Raw genomic sequence first — 2,019 nt, 5'->3', positions numbered from 1 at the left:
ATGAAACCCTTTCCTGCTTAGTTTTTGCAAGCTTTTGTCCTGTACTTAGGAATTTTAGACATGGTTGAAATAGGAGAAGGGAACATCAAATCAGCTAGATTAAGACCTTTCTCCTAATGGTTAAAGGATTAAACTTGAGTTCGATCTCTTGTATCTTGCAGTCTAGCGATCGAACTTACCTCTGCCTAAAACTTGAACTTGCCGACAATCTTTTGTAACTCCACTGCAATTCGCGCTAGTTCTTCAGCCGCTTGAGATGTATTGTCTGCTCCAGAAGTCGTGCTTAGAGCATTCTGTGCGACAATGCCGATGTTTTTAGCAATGTCGGTTGCCCTTTTAGCCGATTCTGCGACGTTGCGAGAGATTTCGCTGGTCGTTGCCGTCTGTTCTTCGACAGCGCTGGCGATCGTAGTTTGAATATCATTAATCTGATTGATCACCCCTGTGATCTCAGTGATGGCTTCTACCGCTCCGTTGGTGTCAGTCTGAATCGCCTCAATCCGTTGACTGATATCTTCAGTGGCGCTGGCAGTCTGTTTGGCGAGTTCTTTGACTTCACTGGCAACCACCGCAAATCCTTTTCCAGCATCGCCCGCACGAGCCGCCTCGATCGTCGCATTTAGAGCCAGCAGATTGGTTTGCTGCGCGATCGAGGTGATCACTTTTACGACTTTACCAATGTCAATGCTGCTTTGACCTAGCTTATTGATGGTCGCGTTTGTTTTCTCGGCGGTCTCGGCATCGGTTGCAATCTTTGCCCCTTGTGCTGAATTTCTAGCGATTTCTCGAATGCTTGCAGTCATTTCTTCAACGGCGGTCGCGACTGTGATGGCATTTTGACTCACTTGCTCGGCTGAGGCGGAAGCTGAGGTTGCTTGCTCTGCGGTTTGAGAGGCATTACCGCTCATCTCACTACTAACGGCAGTTAACTCTTCAGCCGACGATGCCACCGTTGCAGCGACTTCCGCCATTTGTCGAATCGAGTCTCGTACCGAGGCGATCATCTCGTTGAATGCGATCGCGACTTCACTTAGATCATTATCTTCAGCAAGACGCACCGAAAAATCTCCCGCCTTTGCTCCATTCAAAGCATCTACAAAGGGCTGCAATTGGGCTTTGAGTCCATTGGTTGATTTCGCTGGGGTTTTACGCGGTGTGGCGATTGTTCCATCCATTGCAGGGTCTTGATTTGAAGTCATGAGTAAAAATTCTTGGTTTAACTTTACGACTGGGGTTTGATTTCCAACACTTTTGCTGGGTCGAGAACGAGTAAGAACCCATTTGCAAGCTTGTAAGCACCCTGCAAGAAGGGTCGGAGTGTGCCTTGAAGCGTCGCAGGAGGAGGTTCAAAGTCGTCCTCGCTCAGGTCTAGAATGTCGTCTAGTTGATCGATTTCTAAGCTGACGACATCTTCGTTGGCACAAATAACAACATTGTATTGAGCCGCATCTAAAGGTTGCTCGGTGGTTTCGATGGGCATATCAAGCCGACGCTTGAGGTTGACCACTGTGATGATTTGACCCCGCAAATTGATCAAGCCGCACACATCTGACTCAGCAAGCGGAACGCGAACCGGAATCTGATGTCGAATGATTTCTTGCACCTGATCGATCGGAATTCCAAAATGAATGTTGTTGAGATAAAACGTACAAAATTGCTGTGCCATACGAGTTACCCGACCTGCCGCAAAAGATGTGGGTTGACCATTTCAACGATCACATTAATATCTAACATCTCTGTCACCTGGTCTTGAATGTTTGTGCAAAAGCAAATTCCAGGGCGAGTTGCGGCTCCTTTAAAGCTTAAAGAATCTTCCACAATGTCTAGAATTCGATCGACAATAATTCCAACGCTAAAACTTGCACTCAGCGCAACTACCACGACAGAAAGCTCATCTCGCTCAGGTACGCCGCTGCCAAAGACGTGATGTAAATCAATCAGGGGTAAAATCTGATTGCGGTATCCATTAGACCTTTCCGAGAATTTACAAGCGAGACTGCTGCTGGGTTTGAGGTCATT

At 47.2% G+C, this 2,019-nt stretch carries 3 protein-coding genes; all 3 read right to left on the bottom strand.

Features of this window, described 5'->3' with window-relative positions; genetic code table 11:
- Positions 1 to 185: 185 nt before the first annotated feature.
- The gene (locus ACKFKF_RS34890) at positions 186 to 1,199 is read right to left on the bottom strand and encodes a methyl-accepting chemotaxis protein (RefSeq protein ID WP_446871916.1); all 1,014 of its coding nucleotides are present in this window, start codon (positions 1,197 to 1,199) and stop codon (positions 186 to 188) included.
- A 23-nt stretch (positions 1,200 to 1,222) separates the two neighbouring features.
- Positions 1,223 to 1,666, bottom strand: coding sequence for a chemotaxis protein CheW (locus ACKFKF_RS34885; RefSeq protein WP_446871915.1), 444 nt, complete (start codon positions 1,664 to 1,666; stop codon positions 1,223 to 1,225).
- A gap of 5 nt (positions 1,667 to 1,671) precedes the next feature.
- On the bottom strand, positions 1,672 to 2,019 hold a 348-nt coding region (locus ACKFKF_RS34880), incomplete at its 5' end, for a chemotaxis protein CheW (protein WP_446871914.1).

The sequence above is a fragment of the Phormidesmis sp. 146-12 genome (assembly GCF_052939495.1).
This window is presented reverse-complemented; position numbering and strand designations above follow the sequence as displayed.

What these genes read in the sequence shown, in the direction of transcription:
- ACKFKF_RS34890 (WP_446871916.1), bottom strand. Translation starts at nt 1,199, where the DNA reads ATGACTTCAAATCAAGACCCTGCAATGGATGGAACAATCGCCACACCG.
- ACKFKF_RS34885 (WP_446871915.1), bottom strand. Translation starts at nt 1,666, where the DNA reads ATGGCACAGCAATTTTGTACGTTTTATCTCAACAACATTCATTTTGGA.